The sequence below is a fragment of the Emticicia sp. GW821-FHT11C11 genome (genome assembly GCF_058808615.1).
Map to the genome: position 1 here is coordinate 918,831 of NZ_JBXARV010000003.1, position 12,442 is coordinate 931,272.

General features: G+C 36.8%; 14 protein-coding genes. 3 read left to right on the forward strand and 11 right to left on the reverse strand.

The window, feature by feature from the left end:
- Positions 1-309: 309 nt before the first annotated feature.
- Positions 310-744 (forward strand): hypothetical protein, encoded by a 435-nt coding sequence (locus tag AC1RRY_RS19095; RefSeq protein WP_492821609.1) that lies wholly within the window; start codon positions 310-312, stop codon positions 742-744.
- A 70-nt stretch (positions 745-814) separates the two neighbouring features.
- Here AC1RRY_RS19095 and AC1RRY_RS19100 read toward each other — a convergent pair whose 3' ends face one another.
- Positions 815-1,855: a DUF4238 domain-containing protein gene (locus AC1RRY_RS19100; protein WP_492821607.1), complete on the reverse strand. Its 1,041-nt coding sequence runs from the start codon at positions 1,853-1,855 to the stop codon at positions 815-817.
- A 345-nt stretch (positions 1,856-2,200) separates the two neighbouring features.
- Here AC1RRY_RS19100 and AC1RRY_RS19105 point away from each other — a divergent pair, with 345 nt between their 5' ends.
- Both AC1RRY_RS19105 and AC1RRY_RS19110 read left to right on the forward strand, forming a co-directional pair.
- Positions 2,201-4,549, forward strand: coding sequence for a TonB-dependent receptor (locus AC1RRY_RS19105; RefSeq protein ID WP_492821605.1), 2,349 nt, complete (start codon positions 2,201-2,203; stop codon positions 4,547-4,549).
- Between the two features lie 60 nt (positions 4,550-4,609).
- Positions 4,610-5,782 (forward strand): PepSY-associated TM helix domain-containing protein, encoded by a 1,173-nt coding sequence (locus tag AC1RRY_RS19110; RefSeq protein WP_492821603.1) that lies wholly within the window; start codon positions 4,610-4,612, stop codon positions 5,780-5,782.
- A 283-nt stretch (positions 5,783-6,065) separates the two neighbouring features.
- Here AC1RRY_RS19110 and AC1RRY_RS19115 read toward each other — a convergent pair whose 3' ends face one another.
- The 10 genes from AC1RRY_RS19115 to AC1RRY_RS19160 form a co-directional block, all read right to left on the reverse strand.
- On the reverse strand, positions 6,066-6,572 hold the full coding sequence (locus AC1RRY_RS19115; RefSeq protein ID WP_492821601.1) for a hypothetical protein: 507 nt from the start codon (positions 6,570-6,572) through the stop codon (positions 6,066-6,068).
- A 359-nt stretch (positions 6,573-6,931) separates the two neighbouring features.
- The gene (locus AC1RRY_RS19120) at positions 6,932-7,450 is read right to left on the reverse strand and encodes a hypothetical protein (protein ID WP_492821599.1); all 519 of its coding nucleotides are present in this window, start codon (positions 7,448-7,450) and stop codon (positions 6,932-6,934) included.
- A 155-nt stretch (positions 7,451-7,605) separates the two neighbouring features.
- Positions 7,606-8,094 (reverse strand): hypothetical protein, encoded by a 489-nt coding sequence (locus AC1RRY_RS19125; protein WP_492821597.1) that lies wholly within the window; start codon positions 8,092-8,094, stop codon positions 7,606-7,608.
- A gap of 13 nt (positions 8,095-8,107) precedes the next feature.
- The gene (locus AC1RRY_RS19130; protein ID WP_492887687.1) at positions 8,108-8,518 is read right to left on the reverse strand and encodes a toxin C-terminal domain-containing protein; all 411 of its coding nucleotides are present in this window, start codon (positions 8,516-8,518) and stop codon (positions 8,108-8,110) included.
- Between the two features lie 243 nt (positions 8,519-8,761).
- Positions 8,762-9,274, reverse strand: coding sequence for a hypothetical protein (locus tag AC1RRY_RS19135; protein ID WP_492821595.1), 513 nt, complete (start codon positions 9,272-9,274; stop codon positions 8,762-8,764).
- A 193-nt stretch (positions 9,275-9,467) separates the two neighbouring features.
- The gene (locus tag AC1RRY_RS19140; RefSeq protein WP_492821593.1) at positions 9,468-10,076 is read right to left on the reverse strand and encodes a hypothetical protein; all 609 of its coding nucleotides are present in this window, start codon (positions 10,074-10,076) and stop codon (positions 9,468-9,470) included.
- A 163-nt stretch (positions 10,077-10,239) separates the two neighbouring features.
- Positions 10,240-10,683, reverse strand: a complete 444-nt coding sequence (locus tag AC1RRY_RS19145) for an SMI1/KNR4 family protein (protein WP_492821591.1) — start codon at positions 10,681-10,683, stop codon at positions 10,240-10,242.
- A 16-nt stretch (positions 10,684-10,699) separates the two neighbouring features.
- Complete coding sequence (locus AC1RRY_RS19150; protein ID WP_492821589.1) at positions 10,700-11,026, reverse strand: hypothetical protein; 327 nt, start codon at positions 11,024-11,026, stop codon at positions 10,700-10,702.
- A gap of 269 nt (positions 11,027-11,295) precedes the next feature.
- A complete protein-coding gene (locus AC1RRY_RS19155; protein ID WP_492821587.1) occupies positions 11,296-11,694 on the reverse strand; it encodes a hypothetical protein in 399 nt (132 codons plus the stop codon).
- A 252-nt stretch (positions 11,695-11,946) separates the two neighbouring features.
- The gene (locus tag AC1RRY_RS19160; protein WP_492821585.1) at positions 11,947-12,381 is read right to left on the reverse strand and encodes a VOC family protein; all 435 of its coding nucleotides are present in this window, start codon (positions 12,379-12,381) and stop codon (positions 11,947-11,949) included.
- Between the last annotated feature and the right edge of the window lie 61 nt (positions 12,382-12,442).

A 12,442-nucleotide genomic window follows, 5' to 3' on the forward strand; every position in this document is an offset into this window, starting at 1 on the left:
TCGATGCGTAGAGACAGGGCATTGCCCTGTCTCTACCTATGTCTGAAAGGAGAGGGTGAGGAGGAGTGGTATCAGCAGAGTCTCCCGTGTGTGTTGGTATGCGAAAGGCAAGGGGACTCTGCGTTTGTTCCAATCAATACCTTTGCGGCAGATTCCCCTTACCGGGCTCAAGTATTCGCACACGGGAGATTTTGCCGGGGCATATTCTGAGATTTGCGCTTTAAACAATAACTGATATACTATTTATAATTTTACGGGACAAGGCGTCGTTTATAACAATGCAAGTATGTATGCAACTATAATACATCCATGAAAAAACTGATAATCATTTCCATTTTGCTTTGTTCTTGTAATCCCCGATTATCAGGGCCAAGTTATCCTATAAGTGTTTCATACTGGGAATGGCAGTATTCAATTAATACCAAAACCAATCAAAAAATAGATAAACAGGGCGTTTCGCGACAGCTGAAATTTGGTGATTATGCGGCCACAACAGTTTTTTATGAGAATAAAGTAATGGTTTCGTCGTATGAAACGAAATCTTCTTTGGGGGAATGTTGTCAGGGAACAGATGATTATATTTTTAAGGCTAACGATGGTCAAAGCTTCAGGGTTATTATTACTCTGGACAGAAAAAGTGGAAATGATGTTACTTTAAGAATGAGTAATCTGATGCAGGGCGAATATTCTGAAAAATTGGATTCTGTAACCCATTATTATATTCCAATTGCAAAATTTGATTAATTACCTCTGCGGCCGAGTCTCCTTGCCGGGCGCGCGCATTCACGCACGGGAGATTCTGCCGATACATAATTTAAGTTCTAGTTTTTACATCAATCCAATTTTCTTTGCCCAAGTTATATGATTCTTTTAGCGCAGTTTCACTACTACTTATTAAAATTTTGTTAACGTGACAACAATGGGCAGCATTATATTCTATAACCGCTTTAGGACGAAAAACGCATTGGATCAGTTTTTCTGAAGAAAATGAAGTATCAGGCTCATTTAAATGCATTAATAATCCATGCAATCCAGAAAGAGGGAAGAAAAAACGATTAACACCAAACTCTTTAAAATTTTCAAAAAAAATAGAATAAACAGATGTGTTATTGCCTAAAAAGACACCTGGGTTATCAGAAGTAATGAATTGCTTATCGGGGCTGGTCTGCAGTATTTCCCATCTACAATCCATCATTCTTTGACTGAGATTCTTTACGGAGTCTTGAAGACTTGAATCTGGATAATGCATAGCTACAGTATGTACTAATTTTAACAGTTCTCCAGCATTGGAAAAATCATAATCTATTCTTCTTCTATATTCCTCTACGCCGGCGTTAAAAAAAGCCAACGCCTCTGTATCAAGTTTATTTTCATTTAAAAGGTCAGCTCGTTTTTGATCTATTTGCCGCTGGAATTTTTCCTTCAGTGTTGGTATTTCTTGTTCAAGTTTTGGTTGAATCTTTTTATATACCTCTCGTATAAATGGATTTCTAAATTTGATACTTATTAGAGCGAAAATAAGAGTATTAGTGTCAGATACTGAAATTGAAATTTGCGGTTGCTTTTTTCTGTTTAATTTTTCAAATAACTCTGGTAATTGTCTTTCATATGGAAATCCTTTATCCTCAATGACATTTGGATTAGTGCCAAAATGGGCTGCAAGAAAGCTATGCTGCAGATTGATTCTATAGAAGTAATCCTCCGCACATATGGCTTTGCCTATTGGTTCCTTTTTTGGGCGGAAATAGTTCAAATCTATTTTTTGGGTAAAAACAGTAAGATTTTTTTCAGAACCGACTCCAAATTCTCTCAAGTAAGCTTTTGGCACAAAATGATGTCTTTTAGCTAACGACATAAATAACTGGAATTTTGATTTGTAAAGGAAAACAAAGAAAACTTTCAAATGATTCTAATCGACATTGTCCCCATTAATTCTAAATGCTTATTGTAAAAGAAGTAGGAATAGAGAAGTAGTGATAGATTCCACAGCGGCAGAACCCCCTTTACTTCATTAGGGTCTACACATGTAGGGGGCTTTACCAAAGTATCAATTGTCTTCGCTCTGAATCCTTTGCTTTGTGTTGTCCCCACCTAACACTCCCTACCAAATATTTTCCCCCTGTTACCGCTAATTCATTTCTTTTCGTATATTTGCGGCTTATTTATAATTAGTCTAAATATAATTATCCGAATTTTTATAATGTCTACACCTTTTTACACAAATCGCGCGTGCCGCACACTTACTTTCGCGGCCCTTATACTATTCATTTTTATAGCCGGAAGTGCGTCAGCTCAGCGGCTTCGAATCCACGTTAAAGACGGCCAGAATGAGGCCATTCCCGGAGCAACCATCATCCTTAACCAGACAGCAGTCGGGTTCACCGATGCTTCAGGCGGCTATCAGGCCAATGCGTCTCTGAAACAAAGCAATACATTGGAAGTACGTGCTATAGGATACGATACCTACAAGACCTCGTTCCGGTCAGATACACTCAAAAATACACTGGTTGTGATATTACAATATGGGCAGCAGAGTCTTTCAGAGGTAGTGGTAACGGCAGGCCGTAAGCCAGAGCACATCTCTACCATTCCCTCATCAATAACGATTCTCTCCCGCAGAGAAATTGAGGCACAGAGCAACATTACCACCGATATTTCGAGCGTGCTGGGCTTTACGGTTCCGGGCTTAGGGGTATCAACCAATAAAGCCACCAACGCCGGGCAGACGCTTCGTGGTAGAGCCGTTCTAGTATTGATTGACGGTATACCTCAATCTACTCCTTTAATGAATGGCTCACGCGATATCCGTACCATCAATCCTGCGGTAATAGAGCGCGTAGAGGTTATTAAAGGTGCCACTTCCATTTATGGCAATGGTTCAGGCGGAGGTATTATTAACTACATCACCAAGAAAAACGCCGGTGATACACCACTAAATGGCGAAAGCAGCATAGGGGTGTCATTCAATCCATTCAGTGCGGATGGAACACTGGGCTATCGGGTCTCGCAGTACCTAGGCGGTAAAACCGGCAAGTGGGGATACAGCGTAGCCGGTTCGGCAGAATATTACGGGCTTCAAAGAGATGGTGAAGGGCTGCCGTTAGGACAAACAGACGGCCTTTCTAATTCTTATCAATACAATGCCTTTGCTAAGATCAGCTATGATTTTAATGCAAATTCGTCTATCAATGCTTTTTACAATTATTTCCATAGCACCCAGCATACCAAGTATATCAGCAAAGACGGTGTATACGGACAAACACCCACCATTGGGGTAGAAGGAACTGACCCGGGTGAACCTGCCGGAACTCCCTTCAATCACAATGCGATGCTTACCTACACACGCAAGAAATTGTTCGGTAATACCCAGCTGGATGTATCGGCCTATTATAACTCGTTCAGTTCTATGAACCGCTATGTAGCTTCTGCCACGGCATGGTATGGCCCGGGACAAACCAAAATAAACTCGGAGAAAAAGGGGCTGAGATTAAACTTTAATACTCCGTTTGTAATCGGCAAAATGCCTGCCGAAGTTACCTACGGACTCGACCTTCTGAACGACATCACCAATCAGGATTTGGTAGATGGCCGCGTTTACATCCCGAACATGGACATGGTCAATCTGGCGCCTTATGCGCAGTTGAGAATGGACATTATCGATAATCTAATTCTGAAAGGAGGAGTAAGATATGAAAATGCCACGGTTACAGTCGACGATTTCAATACCATCGCCACGGGGCCTAATAATCAGGGGAGTATTCCTGTGAAGGGCGGTAAAATACCATACAATGCCACTATGTTTAATGCGGGTCTGAGATATGCCAAGTATGAGATTTTCAACCCGTTTGTAAGTTTTTCACAAGGGTTTGCCATCAACGAATTAGGTAGGATAGTCCGCAGAGCAACTGCCAATACCCTTGAAAGCCTTGAAACAGATCCTATCATCACCAATAATTACGAGATAGGATTCTCCAGCAGAATAAAAGGCTTGAATGTTTCTGCTGCCTATTACATAAGTACTTCAGACTTAGGCGTAAATCTGGTTGATGTTGGCGGATACCTGATGCCACAAAGAGAACCTGAAAGAGTGTATGGATATGAATTTGCAGCAGACCTGAAAATAACTGACAAGCTGAAAGTAGGTGGAACCTACGCATTTGTAGAAGGCAAAGCCCTTTTTGATGACGGCTCTGAAAAATACCTGAACGGCACCAGAATAGCCCCGCCTAAAGCAACCGGCTTTTTGTATTACAATCCGGTTAGCAAGCTTAGCCTGCAGTTGTTCTGGGTATATGTGGGCAATCGCGACCGCTTTCCGAAACAATCAAATGGTAAATACCTCAACGGAGAGGGGCCAATAGAAGCATATCATTTATTCAATTTGTCGGCCTCTTATAACGTTAATACCCGATTGAGCTTTAGCCTGGGTGCGGAAAACCTGTTCAATAATGTTTACTACAACCCTGTGAGCCAGTATACGGCTGTCAATACGAATTATGTACGAGGAAACGGTACTCAACTGAACATTAACACCAGATTCCGGTTTTGATATTAACTTTGGCGATGGGTATCTGCCCATCGCCAATATCCTTTTAACCTAACCCCATTTATGAAAGCTTTCTTTCTTTGGATACACAAATGGCTTGGTCTCATAACCGGTATTGTTGTTTTTTTAGTCAGCATTACCGGATGCATTTATGTTTTTCAGGATGACCTGAAAGTCTGGGTGTACCCTGAAAAGTACTATGTATCCGGCAAAACACCGGCAAGCAAGCCGATGCCCTTAACGGAGCTCATCAAGCGTGCCCAAACCGGACTGGAAGCCGGAGAGAAAATTTCACGGGTAGACCTTTACCCCGACTCATCCAGAACCTGGGTATTCAGGGCATCGAAAACTAAGGAAGATGCCTTTGGCCACTGGAATTATCAGGTGTATTATAAACGGGTTTTTGTAAATCCATACACCGGAGCCATTCAGGTGGTAGAGAACTCGAAATATGAATTCTTTCAGGTGATTCTGCAAATGCACATGAATTTGCTGTTGGGCAAAAAAATAGGTCATCCGGTGGTTGGGTATTCTACGGCCATTTTTGTGGTGCTTCTCATTACGGGTCTGATTCTGTGGTGGCCTAAGAAATGGAACGCCAGAACCGTTAAGCAGGGCTTATGGCTCAATTTCAGTAGGAAATGGAAACGCATCAACTACGATTTACACAACATAACGGGCTTTTACAGTCTTGTTTTTGCCTTTATCATAGGTGTCACAGGTCTGGTATTTGCCTTCCCCGACTTTAAAACTTTCTATACCGATTCGCTGAACAAATTAGGAAGCGTAACAAAATCCAAAAAGGAATTTGAGCCGGTACCCCAGCCATTGAATTACACCCTCGACAACGCTCTGGTATACGCCTTGAAAACCTATCCCGGAGCCGACATGATGTCGATAAGGCTGCGTGATTCGACCGAAGAATTGCATGACATTCAGATCAGGTTAGACAAAGACCGCACAGGTGTTTTCAGATGGCTGTATTTCAATCAGTCTGACGGACAGATCAAACAATTGAAGTCGAGCGAAAACCAGGCCCCCGGCGATAAACTGGCCTCACTGAACTTTGATTTACATGTGGGTGCAATCGGTGGGCTAACTACAAAAATAATCGCCTTTTTCGCTTCCCTCATTTGTGCTTCATTGCCTGTTACGGGCTTTATAATCTGGCTGAACAAAGAAAACGGCAACGGAAAGAAGAAGAAAAAGAGGATTAAAAAGATGGCTGTGAATTGAGACAGAACCTGCTATTTGGCTGGTACGCCGAACGCCGAATAGGCTGTTCGCAGTTTAGTAAGAACGAGACATTCAGCATTAACCATAAATGCGTAGAGCCGGGGCAATGCCCCGGCTCTTTTTTTGGTATCAGTAACGTCTCTCATTTACGCAATTAATGCAAAGTGGAGAGACGCCATCAGGATACTAAATTTTATAGATAGGTAATGTAGAAATGCTTCATTTTATAGGTTTTTCTCTTTAAATAGAACAGAGGCCAGTTAGTCGAAGGCTTTTATGTTTATTATAATTCAAAAGCTTTGTTTCCTTCCTCAGTTTGTATTGACAGCACATTATCATTAATTTCAAAATTCTCTATGAGGTCAAACGATTCATGCATTAAAATAATACCATCGTAATTTATCACTGTCAAAGAGATTTCTTCCAATACAAGTAACTTTTCATTATTAATTAAGTATAAACTTATCGCTGGCGTAAAAACTTCAAGCATAACTTTTACATCCAGGTTTTCATTTATTAAATAAATACTCCTTCCTGTATCTAATACAAACGAGTTATCCCAAAACAAGAAATTCAAATTATCTTCTTTTTCATCACTACTAAATAATAAAACAAATTTTTTCTCTTGTGTTAAAGAGTGGTACCCAACGTAACAGTAGTAATAATCTCCATAAGTCTCGTTTAAGGAAAGTACTTTTTCTGTTACTTGATTATTTAAAAAAAATGATGCTTCCCGTAAAGAAGTAAATCTAAATGCTTTGATATAAATGTTTTTAATTATCTGTTTCATATTACTTCCCTTGAAAAAGTTTAACAGTTTCCAATTTGTTTCCAATATTAGCTACCTAATGACATTGTAGGTAAGGCATGAACTGCCAATATAAAGCCACATACTAATAACAGCAAAATCCAAATTTTGCATATAGGTTTGTAGAAATGCTTCATTTTATAGGTTTTCCCCGTTTGGCTGATTATTCAACCCCAATGGAATTGTCAGTTAGAGTGTCAGATATTCTTAGAACATCATTCTTAATTTGCGTTCTAAGAACGCCATCCACCCCGACTAAATAATTAATATTTAGCCGAGCGAGGGGACTAATTCGCTATCAAGTGTGATTAAATTGCAAATCAGAATAATACTTTATAGGATTATTCTGAAGAAAAATCATTAAAAATATCAATAATCTCTGGATTTGTATGAGTTTTGCATTTCTCCAAAAATGCATTTAACATAGAGTCAAATCCTAAATAGTATAGTAATTCAGCTGTTCTTCTATACGCCCATTCTTGCTCTGACTCCAGTTCAATCTCATCCAGTATTTTATATATTGTTCCTTCCAGATGTTCTTTTAACCAATCATTTTCTATAGTTTTTATCACCGCTCGAGCATATATTATGTTTGTTTGATGACCAAGCAAGGCGACCTCAGTAATTTCATTAAATAAAAATTTGATTAGTTCTTTATACTTGAAATCTACTAGAGTACAGCAAAAACGGAGGAACTCTGTTGTTTCTATTCGATCTTTAAAAAAACCGCGTGCCAATTCCCAAAAATCTTTGTCCTTAAGTATTTGAACTCTCTTATCTTGCAATTCTACCTGAATTCTTACTAATTCTTCCCATTGTTTGGAAGTCTTATTATTTCTTTTTGTTTCCTGTCTATTCATTATGTTGTAAGTTATCCAGATAATCTTTAACTCTTTTAACATCTCTTTCCAGTTACACTACTTCTTCTGCCTCAAATTGAGAAGCTAAGTGTTTTTTGTCAACTTCTTTCAGAATGTGATAGTCAGAAATTATACTGAAGTTCTTTTCTATTGTCTTAATGGCAACTTAAATAGAATATATCGAACCCTCTATCGTCATAAATGTCTAATACTGTTATAAACTCTTCTTGATTTATACATATCTGAACCCTTAAGTTAAGTGCCTGATCTTCAGCCATTTCATAATTAAAATGATTTTTCAATAATAATTTTAAAAAGAACTCATCTATTGCTGTATCTTCTACAAAAACAACTCCAGGAAGCTTACCATTTCTGTATGAACTACTAATAGCGAAATTATTATTGCCTGAATTGTTAAAGAATTCTTTCAAAATCTCATCTTTTTCCCAGTAAAGAATTTTATAGGTTACATTTTCTATAAATTTAATAGATAAGAGGAGTTTAATAATGAAGTCAGCCTTCTTTCTTAATTCAATATTTTCCATATCAAACTTACCGATTGCTATATTTTTACCCTTCTTACTTTTTAGTAATTTAAGAAGCCGTATATCAAAATTTTCAGAATTGATAAAATTTATACTCATCTCTCTTATTTTTTTAAAGTATTAAGATTTCGTCTGCTGTTTCTATCCTTTTCAGCTTACCACCCACTTCTTCAATTACTTTCCAAATGCCACCATTATGCGCATCTACATCCTTTGAATAATACTTCCCTTTATATTCATAAACCTTTTGACCACGTTGATAACTAAATTTCTTTGTCTGTGTAAACCCTTTCAGAATAACAGTCTTAGCAGCTTCAACTTCGCTAACAGCATTACATGCATTAGCATCAGATAAATTAGAATCTACACATAAATTACCAATACTTCCACATTTACCCCAAAGTTCATAGGTTCCTTTCCCTTTAGTACCATTTGTAAATTCAATCTCACCTTCATAAGTACCAATTAACTTATTATGAGCAGTTGTCTTTGGTTTTAAACCTTTAAAAACGTCGTTAGCAATCTTTCAGACAACCTTTACAATATTTCCATTCGCTCTTCTGATTCATAAAACATGGTAATAGTCAGCCCCGTTTGGCTGATTATCCAATAAGTTAGAGTGTCAGATGTTCTTAGAACATCATTCTTAATTTGCGTTCTAAGAACGTCGTTCTCCCTGACTAAATAATGAATATTTAGTCGAGCGAGGGGACTAATTCGCTATCAAGTGTGATTCAATTGCAAATCAGAATAATACTTTATAGGATTATTCTGAAGAAAAATCATCAATAATATCAAGAATCTCTGGATTTGTATGAGTTTTGCATTTCTCCAAAAATGCTGTTAACATAGTGTCAAATCCTAAATAGTATAGTAATTCAGCTGTTCTTCTATACGCCCATTCTTGCTCTGACTCCAGTTCAATCCCATCCAGTATTTTATATATTGTTCCTTCCAAATGCTCTTTTAACCAATCATTTTCTATAGTTTTTATCACTGCTCGAGCATATATTATGTTTGTTTGATGACCAAGCAAGGCGACTTCAGTAATTTCCTTAAATAGAAATTTGATTAATTCTTGATCCATGAAATCTGCTAGTGTACAACATAAACGCAGGAACGCTGTTATTTCTGTTCGATCTTTTAAAAGATCACGAGCCAATTCCCGGAAATCGTTCTCTTTAAGCAATTCATTTCTCTTATCTCCCATTTCGTCCAGAATTTTCACGAATTGCTTCCATTTTTTGTAAGTGCTATTTTTCCTTTTTAACGTTTCCATATTCATTATGCTGTAAGTTATCCAGATAATCTTTAACTCTTTTAATATCTCTTTCTAATCGTATAATCTCTTCATCCTCATAATTGAAAAGCTAAATATTTTTTGTGAACTTCTTTTAGAATGTGACAGGTATTCAAATCCTGAAAATGTGGTAATTGCTTCTGATAAAAGATTGGCACTCGTCATAGCGTCTTTATTCAATACTATTAACTAAACCATATATACGTTCATCATTAGAAAACTTAATTGTCATATTTTCTTCTATGGCCACGCTAACAATGTTTTCAATTTCCTCATTTAGTTTTTTGTAATAGATTCCTAAACTACCCGTATGATGGAAGTAAAACACAATTTCTCTATCCTGAATATAAAGCATCATACTATAAGAAGCCGTATGCATCATTACACAATGAAGCGTAACATATAAAAACTTATCCCAATCAAGACATTTGCAAAACCCCTTGTAGTGAGGGTCAATATCACTATCATTAAGCATAGCAAGATAACTTGCTGTTGGCTCATCTTTATTGTCAGTAGAATAATCAAAGGTGTCACTTTCCATGACCCATGTATCATCGCAAAAACTGCCCCATTCCCACTCAGGTTTAAATTGTTGAACTAATATTTCGTCAATTAAACCATTAAATAATAAATGAAAGTAAAAAATGGATTGTGAAACCAGGTCATCTGATGGTTCAAAATATACTTCAAACTTAAATCCATCACTTTCTGGCAAAGAGTCAAAATTTAACCAATCAAAACCTTTAAAAACTTCAGAAGATTCCTTTTCTATTATCCTCATACATTTTCCTTATTTAATTGTTTTCAATAACTAACTTGAATCAGCTTACCTTGCATAAATTCGTATTTTTTAAGAGACTCTGGAGTAATGGACGATACTTTAATAGATTTACTCTTCTACTGGCTAGATATTATTCGTAATTCATAAAAGACCCTTTTAGCAATTACCTTGATTGGATTTTATTCAACAACTCTGAAAAAGAATTTGCTATTAAGAATTTCCTTAACTCCATTGAAGGATCGAGAGGTTCTTTATCAAGAAGATAGACCTGACCATAATATTCTTTTTTTACTCCAAGTAAAATTGCACAGTTACTGACATCCCAAGTAATTTTCACAAAACAGTCTGCATCTACTATAAAGGTAATTTGTTCATCTATATTTTCCGGAATAAACGCCCATACACTTTCTGTAGATAGTTCTACATCACTTAATGATTCAAAGTCACAAATGCCAAATTCCACCACTTCATCATTGTAAATAATTTCTATCGGGAAGTAGTCAAAAGAAAAATTTTCACCTTTATTTTGAATTAAGAAGTTCCTATAATCTGATGGTAATTGAATATTAAAGTCTTCTTCAAATTTGGTTACTTCAATAGGTCCCATAATTATTAAAATTATTCTAACTTAATAGCTGTGAAATCTTATATTTATCTAATGTGGTCCCTAAACCATTGTTTTCACTAATTTTAGAGTTCTGCGATAAGGATATATCAGGTAATGAAATGTTTTTTTCTTCTAATTTTTCAATAAGCCGGCTTATTTTTTCTGTCAAATCCAAAGAAAACTCTTTAAAATTTGATCCGATTATTCGTGGTACTATAAAAAATAAGTCATCAATTGTATCCAAAATTAACAGAGGAGTTTTTAGATATAGATTTTTTAATGAATCATGCTCCTCATTATTAATTCTTTTGAGTTCTTTCTTTTCAAAAGGAATATCCTCCAAAATCACAAAAGGCGTTATTTCTCCATCAAATCTATCCCAATCTTCTAATTCAGCATAATTGCCACAGTCTATTCAATACAAATTGCCATTCTGACTGATTAAGTTGATAGTATTTAATGCACTCCTCGATGCATCTTATAAAAAATGTCGCACCTCCCAGAGGAGAAATAGTTGAAAAAATTTTATTGTTCATAACTCATATTAAAAAATTTAATTACTCAAGTCCCAGTTGCAATCTAATGCTTTTCTCAGATTGACTGGGCTTTTGTTTATTTCATCATTCCTGGAAACCTTTGCTGCGCTCTTTCTTTTTCTAATTCTTCTAGTCTCTTTTTTGTTGCTTGATAATTTCTATTATTAAACAGCTCGACCACTTTGGCAAGTTCTTTCTGCAAAAAGTCTATATGCTCTTCAATAACCGTTACCTTATTAAGATTTTTTTCGTCATACATTAGGGCTTTTACCAACGCTAAATCAAACCAATCCTCGTCGGGTAGGTTACTTCGTACATCAACAGTCTCAAAAGATTTAGAACTACTAAACATTAACTGAATGCTTCCTTTGGTAAATACATAGTAGTAGTCTCCAAAAAATTCAGATGTTTTTTTTTCTATAAGACTAAATCCATTTGATTTTAGTAGGCTATATGTTTTTTCAATATTCTTCATAGCATTCAATATAACCAATCAAAACCTTTAAAAACTTCGGAAGATGCCCTTTCTATTATTCTCATACATTTTCCCCCGTTTGGCTGATTATTCAACCCCAATGGAATTATCAGTTAGAGTGTCAGATGTTCTTAGAACCTCATTCTTAATTTGCGTTCTAAGAACGCCATCCGCCCCGACTGAATAATGAATATTTAGCCGAGCGAGAGAAATCTGCTTTTAATCCAACTAAATTATTCTTTGAAATAGTTTTCATAAAGTTTTGAGCCAGTCTGAATACATCGTTTCTTCGGGTACATAGGTTGGGCTTTCGAAGAGTACATGGTAACCGTCAGGGTCAATCAATTCTACTACCCATAAATTATTGCCCACAAAAGGTTCAGCAGGTGACAACCCTCGCGACACAGCCTCTTTGTAGATGGCCAGCGCATCGGCACACATAAAACAAACACTTACAGCTAGTCCGCGTTTTTCTGTCGGGGCATTATCCCGATACTCCTGTAACATCAGTGCAGCATTACCAATCTGTAGCCAGCACCATTCTATGGTGCCTCGGGGTTCCCACTTTATTTTGAGTTCAAATCCAAGTCCTTTGCAGTAGAAGTCGAGAGATGCTTGCATATTGGTTACCATAAAAAATGGTACTGCCTGATTTACATTGGGTTGATTTCCGGCTTCATTGGTCATGATTATAACAGATTTATGCCCGATAAAAGTAATAGAAAAGACGCATAGCCACAAGCCCGTG

Excerpts from the sequence above, each read along its gene's own strand:
- AC1RRY_RS19140 (WP_492821593.1), bottom strand. The coding sequence starts at position 10,076 with ATGAGGATAATAGAAAAGGAATCTTCTGAAGTTTTTAAAGGTTTTGAT.
- AC1RRY_RS19095 (WP_492821609.1), top strand. The coding sequence starts at position 310 with ATGAAAAAACTGATAATCATTTCCATTTTGCTTTGTTCTTGTAATCCC.
- AC1RRY_RS19120 (WP_492821599.1), bottom strand. The coding sequence starts at position 7,450 with ATGAATAGACAGGAAACAAAAAGAAATAATAAGACTTCCAAACAATGG.
- AC1RRY_RS19145 (WP_492821591.1), bottom strand. The coding sequence starts at position 10,683 with ATGGGACCTATTGAAGTAACCAAATTTGAAGAAGACTTTAATATTCAA.
- AC1RRY_RS19115 (WP_492821601.1), bottom strand. The coding sequence starts at position 6,572 with ATGAAACAGATAATTAAAAACATTTATATCAAAGCATTTAGATTTACT.
- AC1RRY_RS19110 (WP_492821603.1), top strand. The coding sequence starts at position 4,610 with ATGAAAGCTTTCTTTCTTTGGATACACAAATGGCTTGGTCTCATAACC.
- AC1RRY_RS19160 (WP_492821585.1), bottom strand. The coding sequence starts at position 12,381 with ATGACCAATGAAGCCGGAAATCAACCCAATGTAAATCAGGCAGTACCA.
- AC1RRY_RS19155 (WP_492821587.1), bottom strand. The coding sequence starts at position 11,694 with ATGAAGAATATTGAAAAAACATATAGCCTACTAAAATCAAATGGATTT.
- AC1RRY_RS19135 (WP_492821595.1), bottom strand. The coding sequence starts at position 9,274 with ATGGAAACGTTAAAAAGGAAAAATAGCACTTACAAAAAATGGAAGCAA.
- AC1RRY_RS19100 (WP_492821607.1), bottom strand. The coding sequence starts at position 1,855 with ATGTCGTTAGCTAAAAGACATCATTTTGTGCCAAAAGCTTACTTGAGA.
- AC1RRY_RS19125 (WP_492821597.1), bottom strand. The coding sequence starts at position 8,094 with ATGAGTATAAATTTTATCAATTCTGAAAATTTTGATATACGGCTTCTT.
- AC1RRY_RS19105 (WP_492821605.1), top strand. The coding sequence starts at position 2,201 with ATGTCTACACCTTTTTACACAAATCGCGCGTGCCGCACACTTACTTTC.